Below are 6,526 nucleotides of genomic sequence, written 5' to 3' on the forward strand. Positions count from 1 at the left end.
AATAATGGATAATTACCTCTGGTTAAAACCGTTACGGAATTGAATATAAGCAAATCACAATTTCTTTTCTTGGTCGATTGGATATGGCTAGGTTTCTGATGTATCCAAGGACTGCTCTCTTGGTCGATTGGATATGGCGAGGAAGTCTCGCCATCCCATCCTGACGGAATGCTCCGCAAACGACCGCTTTTTCTCCTTAAAAGGAGAGGCTTTAAACCTTTGGGAATTAATTATCAATTATCCATTGGTAAAATTTCTACCGACTACAAACCAGATTTTTTTAGAGGAACTCAACTCACCCAGAAAATCGAATCAAGTTTCTGACTCGTATTTGGTGTTTTAGGCAATCGCCGATATGTTTGTGTAGCATGACTTGGGAAAACCTTGGTTGGGTAAGATCAAAAGCAAATAGTTATTATCAGTTTCACATTCTTAAACTCCTAATAATACGTTTTAAAGTGAGGAATTATAGGTAAAAAATATAGTGGTTTGTGATTAATTTATATGCAAACCGCTATGTCTATAAGACTATACAGCGAAAGTATCTACAAATAGTGAACCTGCTGTGTTTCCATTAATAGTTGAGAGAGAGAAAGTAGTGCCGTTGCTTTGCGCAAATCCGAATCCATCTAATAGATCGTTATACAATGTGTGAGCGTAGCCGTGATTACCTACAAAAGTAGAGGAACCTGGTTGGAGGAGATCGTCCCAGTTAATGTATACATCTAAGTCAGCTAATGGGTCGTCGTATCCCAATGTACTGCTAGTATGGAAAGCAATTACTCTATCCGCATCGCTTGGATCTAGGCGATCGTCTGTGGAGTTAGGACGAGAGAACCAACCTCCTTCAAATTCGGGACCTGCTGGATCGAGACCAATGAGTCGATCGACTTCGCCACGACGTTCGCGAAGTTCTTCACCTGCTTCACCCATGATATGAGCACCTAAACTGTGACCAATAAGTGTGGTATTAGCAGGATTGACACCTTGACCCAACAAATAGTCTGCTACCTCAACTCCCACTTCATCAACTCTGTTGGCAGCAGCAGGATAATAGAAAGTATCAGCGCCATCTTGCCAATCTACTACCAAAATGTTAGCATCATTCCCTTCCAAATCTCGTATATTTTGTGCCATTTCTGACATCCAAGCTTGAGGGGTGAAGTTATTACCTGGATTTCCACCCGTACTTCGGTAACCATGTACGATTACATAAGTAGGATCGCTTGTGTCTATAGACCGGGAATTATTAAATCCGCTATTATCCCAAGTATTAAAGAATACGTCTACCATATTTTTAGTTTGTTCCTATGTATAAGTTTTTACTGAAAATATTACACTTTGTGTTTAGTTGTATTTTCGATCTATATAATCTACATAATTAGATACATTAGGACTTAGGCAGAAACCGGAAAAATAATAATCAGGGTAATAAACCAGGTTTGTTGTTCGGTTGCGTAAATCCTGATACAATACATTTTTATTTAGGCAAGAGGCAACAGGCGTTACAAAAGCTCTACTTTTCAGTAGTATCCCTGAGTTTTTGTAATATCAAAAAGGTAATTCTGTCATTCTAACTTATGACTTCAAATGTCACTCCTTCATACAAAAGTTCTATAGAACCCATTCAGTATCTTTGCTCAGAATTAAATTTTTGAGGCATGGAGTCCTGCCTGGGAAGAAAAAATCAAAGAAAAAGTAGGAAAAAGATTAAAAATACTCCCCACCCTACCCACACTTCCCACACTCCCCACCCCCATCATGTATAAAAAAATAAATACCAAATGGGTTCTATAGGACATTGAAATTCAATACTTTGTAGAGCGATCGCCTCCCCCGCTTCATAATAATTACAAAACTACATTTTCCTCTCTTATTGAGGATAAACTTCCACCAAAAGCGATCGCACCTTGACAACTAGAAAAAGTTGTTATATTCTCATATTAGATTAGTATTATGGGAAAATACTAGCTTTTTTTTTAGAGGAGGATGCGGGAGTTTATTTACAGCAGTTTTCATGTCGGTAGACCACAGTAGGGGCAAAAAGCGAATCGCCCGTACAGGGTTTTGGTTGTGATGATGTGGTTCATCAATCTGAAAAGCGCTGTAACTGCTAAAACAGGTAAAGCTCAATATTTTGTGTCGGTAAACTATAAATTAGTTAAGGCTATTGTAGAAAAAACTGGAGAGTTTGAGTGTCTAACTCCTGAAGCTTTTGTTAATAAGTATATTTAATTTTATAATATTAGTTATTCCCATACAATTTTTCTTTACCACCTAACCAATATTGCCAAATCACAACTACTGCCCAATGAATAATTACTGCAACCCACAAACAACCAGTTATTTTATAAGCTACCGTACATCCTAAACCTAAAATTCCTGTCAATGTTAAAAAAATTGGTGTCATAAAAGTTGGGTTTCCCTGGGGATGGAAAGTTAGAGCATTTATTGGATGATAAATAATAAATAAAAATAAACTTAATGCTGCCCACAAACACCACACAATAATTGAAATTCTCTCGGTGGGATGAGGCAATAAGAAAACTCGAAATATCAGCTCTTCTATTAAAGATGGCATAAAAAATATCGCTAATAACCTCTGAAATAATTCTTTGAGATTCCGAAAACCTCGACTTACTCGCAAAAATCTAGAATTAAAACCTAACGGTAAGGCGATCGCTCCATAAATTAACAATGTTACTCCTACCACTAACCAATCTTGACTATTCATGGGGCGAGAAGCAAATATTAGACGTTCAATTAAGATGGAAATCATATAGAATTGTCCTAAAGTGTATTGAAACACTGCTATTATATTAGGCAAGTATAAATACTACGACTAATCCTAACAGAAAGCGCCACTATCAAGACAACCAACGAGGTTTTTTGAATAATGGAGGATGCCAAGCTTGATAAAATTCTGGGTAAGGGAGAGTTTGAGCACATTTCCAGATTATTTTGTAGCACTCCTTGGAGTGATAGCTATTATCTCTGTAACCTTTTACTGATAAGTAGTCTTTTAAGAATGTGATAACTTTTGTCATGTACTTTTTTGTTAAAATTTTCCCTAAGCTTGATGCTGCTTGTCTGTGAGTTGAATTATCAGAAGTAGAGCTAAAAAATTCTATCACAGCATTAGTTGCATTCTTATTGCCTGGGTCAATTTTCCCTAAGCTGGCTGCTGCTTGCCTACGAGTATAATCATCAGAAGTTGACATCAACAATTGTATTAAAGCATCAATCGCTTTCTCATTGCCCGTGCCAATTTCTCCTAAAGTTGATGCTACTAGGCTGCAAGTATAATTATTAGGATTAGAGTTGAACAATTCCACCAAAGCATTTATAGTATCTTTCCTTGGAGTCTCTAGTAAAACAGTCTTAGCTTCTGTTTCTATTTCATTGAAATCATTAGCCCAATGAACTATTTTTTCTACTATTTGATCTGTTTGAGTTTTAGTGCATTCGCTCAATTGACTAATTGCAGCAGCAGCCAGAAAATAAGCCCGACATCCATAAAAACCTCTCTCTATCCCTGGTTTTAAAAAGTTTCCACACCCATCCTTAAACTCAGTTAGAGCTTGAATAAACTCTTCTTTCTCTTCCTTCTTAACATCCTTTCGCCCCAACCACAACAAAACCACCTGCTTCCACTCTGGCTCAAAAATTCGATAACGTTTACCCTTCACAGGTTTATTCTTATGGGCGCGAGGTAGGAAAAAATCCCAATCATCAATAGCTAGAGCAGCACAATATTCCCTTTGGAGGTAAGCTCCATTAAGGTCAGTTTTACTACGGTCATCTCCTCTGAAGTCAGCTCCTATGAAGTCAGCTTCACTAAGGCTAGTTTTATCGAGCTTAGTTTTATCGAGCTTAGTTTTATCGAGCTTAGTTTTAAGTTTAGTTCCACTCACGTCAGTTTTACTGAAGTTAGCTCCATTAAGGTCAGCTCCATTAAGGTTAGCTTTACTGAGGTTAGCTCCATTGAGGTTAGCTGCACTCAGGTTAGCTCCACTCAGGTTAGCTCCATTGAGGTCAGCTGCACTCAGGTCAGCTGCACTCAGGTCAGCTGCACTCAGGTCAGCTCCACTCAGGTCAGCTCCACTCAGGTTAGCTGCACTCAGGTTAGCTGCACTCAGGTCAGCTCCACTCAGGTTACTATTTGTAAGATTAGTATCTTTTAAATTAACATTCCTTAAATTAGAAAAGCTTAAATTTGCACCACTTAAATCATCTTCACTCAAATCATCACCACTTAAATCAATTCCAACATAATCTTCTGCCAAATTAAGTCCTGCAACTTTCGCTAATTCTGATAGCTTATGTGTTGGTTCAGATTCAATTTCTTGAAAAAGGGCACCTAGCTCTTCAGGAGTTAGAGGGGAATTCATATATCAACTCTACTTTACTCAAATATTCTTTAAGTTTTGGTTCTAAGTATTTTTTTAAAAATGCACGAATTTTTGTTTGTTTTACTTTAGGGCGAGTCCAATCATCCCAAACTCCTTCTTGGGCAGTTATCTCTATGTCGTTTGTACTTATTTGAATTTCAAAGGTAGCACAAAGAGTACAGCGATCGCCTAAGATATCAAGAATATATCCAAGTTTTTCACCTTGAAGTGAACCATTTAAAACTTTTGATTTCTCTTGATTAACTTGAAATTCCCAACAAGGAGTTTGATCATCTCCTATAGCACTTACAGTCCAATCTTCTTTCTGAGTTTTAACAAATTTACGTTCTCTTAGAGGCATTACTCCATTTTGAAGATCGAGCCTTAGTTTTCCATGCTTTATTCCAAATCTGATAAAAGCATTTTTTTTTTATTTGCTAATAAATCTCTCCAGAAATTAAGATTTAACAACCTTTCTATAGTAATTTCTGGTAGATTATCGGATATATCTAATTTTTCTGTATATATAATTTCTTCCTCACATTGACCAAAGCTAATATCTAATATAATACCAAGTACTTTACTTTTATTAATTTCTTTTTGAAAAAACTAACTAAACGAGTTTAAGAAAATACGAAAAATATAAGTATTACATCTCTACTTCTCTTTAATCCGGTATATTTTTTTAATCCGGACAAATTGCAAAAACTAACTAAACGAGTTTAAGAAAATACGAAAAATATAAGTATTACATCTCTACTTCTCTTTAATCCGGTATATTTTTTTAATCCGGACAAATTGCAAAAACTAACTAAACGAGTTTAAGAAAATACGAAAAATATAAGTATTAAACCTCTAAGCATTTAACCATATTTGATATGAAACGGTATTACCTTGTGAAATTTTATGTTTGGTTTTCTAAGCGATCGCCTATTAATCACAAATTCATAGGATCGACATCCACAGTCAAACTCACCCCAGGGCGACAAAAATTACTCAACTGAGTCAGATCTGGTACATCATCACATTCAGGCAATAACTTTAACAAAATTTGCCACCGATAACGATTAGCTATTCTAGCAATAGGAGCGGGTGCAGGACCTAATAAATCGTATTTTCCTTCTTCTGCTTTTTCCATCAGCACACTTGCTAACTGTTGAGCAGTCACTGCTACCTCGGTTGGGTCATAACTACTCAGACGCAATAAAATTAACCGCCCGTGAGGAGGATATCGCAATTCTGCTCTTGTCTGTAATTCTGTTTCCACAAAATACTGATAATCATTACGTTGCACTGCTTGAATTACAGGATGTTCTGGTGTATAGGTCTGAATAATGACTCGCCCTGGGTTATCTCCACGACCTGCACGACCCGACACTTGCAGCAATGTTTGAAAAGCGCGTTCATTGGCGCGATAATCTGAAAAATGTAGCAACCCATCAGCGGATACAACTCCTACTAATGTCACCTGCGCTAAGTCTAAACCTTTTGTCAACATCTGGGTTCCGATCAATAAGTCTGCTTCCCCATTGGCAAATTGATTTAACAAATTTCGGTGAGCATCTTTTTTGCGAGTTGTGTCGCTATCATATCTAATAAATCGTAAGTCGGGAAATTGTCTGGTTAACTCCTGTGCTACTTTTTGAGTTCCACTGCCAAAAAATTTGAAAAAGGGAGAATCACATTCCGGACAACGTTGGGGTTGTAGTTGGTTATAGTTGCAGTAATGACAACGTAATAGTTGAGTTGCTCCTTCGTGGGTGTAATGATAGGAAAGTGAAACGTCGCAATGGGGACATTCCATTACATAACCACAACTACGGCAAGAGACAAATGTGCTGTGACCGCGACGGTGAATGAATAAAATTCCTTGTTGTTTTGTTTCCTGTAGTTGTTGCAGTGCTTCTTGTAGAGGATAGCTAAACATTGTCCGGTTTCCCTGTCGCAGTTGTTGGCGCATATCTACTATTTCTAAGGGTGGCATCGGTCGCGAGTGGATGCGTTCTGGTAATGATAGGTAGTAGGTGTTGGGTGCTGGGGAAACAGTTTCATTTTCATCAACCAAGAAACCGGGTTGATTATCCTGATTATTCAAACTATCATTTTTTTCAGATAAACCTGGTTTTTCCGTCAGG

The 6,526-nt window shown here is 37.4% G+C and carries 6 protein-coding genes; 1 reads left to right on the plus strand and 5 read right to left on the minus strand.

Features of this window, described 5'->3' with window-relative positions:
- Nucleotides 1-528: 528 nt before the first annotated feature.
- A complete protein-coding gene (locus ACP6PM_RS30185) occupies nucleotides 529-1,293 on the minus strand; it encodes an alpha/beta fold hydrolase (RefSeq protein ID WP_426590572.1) in 765 nt (254 codons plus the stop codon).
- Between the two features lie 783 nt (nucleotides 1,294-2,076).
- On the opposite strand from ACP6PM_RS30185, the gene ACP6PM_RS30190 reads away from it, so the two are divergent.
- A complete protein-coding gene (locus ACP6PM_RS30190; RefSeq protein WP_426590573.1) occupies nucleotides 2,077-2,235 on the plus strand; it encodes a PIN domain-containing protein in 159 nt (52 codons plus the stop codon).
- A gap of 10 nt (nucleotides 2,236-2,245) precedes the next feature.
- Here the strand turns inward: ACP6PM_RS30190 and ACP6PM_RS30195 are convergent, their stop codons facing one another.
- The 4 genes from ACP6PM_RS30195 to priA form a co-directional block, all read right to left on the minus strand.
- Complete coding sequence (locus tag ACP6PM_RS30195) at nucleotides 2,246-2,779, minus strand: CPBP family glutamic-type intramembrane protease (protein ID WP_426590574.1); 534 nt, start codon at nucleotides 2,777-2,779, stop codon at nucleotides 2,246-2,248.
- An 88-nt stretch (nucleotides 2,780-2,867) separates the two neighbouring features.
- The gene (locus ACP6PM_RS30200; RefSeq protein WP_426590575.1) at nucleotides 2,868-4,391 is read right to left on the minus strand and encodes a pentapeptide repeat-containing protein; all 1,524 of its coding nucleotides are present in this window, start codon (nucleotides 4,389-4,391) and stop codon (nucleotides 2,868-2,870) included.
- Nucleotides 4,369-4,752, minus strand: a complete 384-nt coding sequence (locus tag ACP6PM_RS30205; RefSeq protein ID WP_426590576.1) for a hypothetical protein — start codon at nucleotides 4,750-4,752, stop codon at nucleotides 4,369-4,371. The genes ACP6PM_RS30200 and ACP6PM_RS30205 overlap by 23 nt, the downstream gene beginning before the upstream one ends.
- A gap of 576 nt (nucleotides 4,753-5,328) precedes the next feature.
- Nucleotides 5,329-6,526: replication restart helicase PriA (gene priA, locus ACP6PM_RS30210; RefSeq protein ID WP_426590577.1), on the minus strand; the 1,198-nt coding region annotated here is incomplete at its 5' end.

The organism is Dapis brunnea BLCC-M229, from assembly GCF_050015995.1.
Lineage (GTDB): Bacteria > Cyanobacteriota > Cyanobacteriia > Cyanobacteriales > Microcoleaceae > Trichodesmium.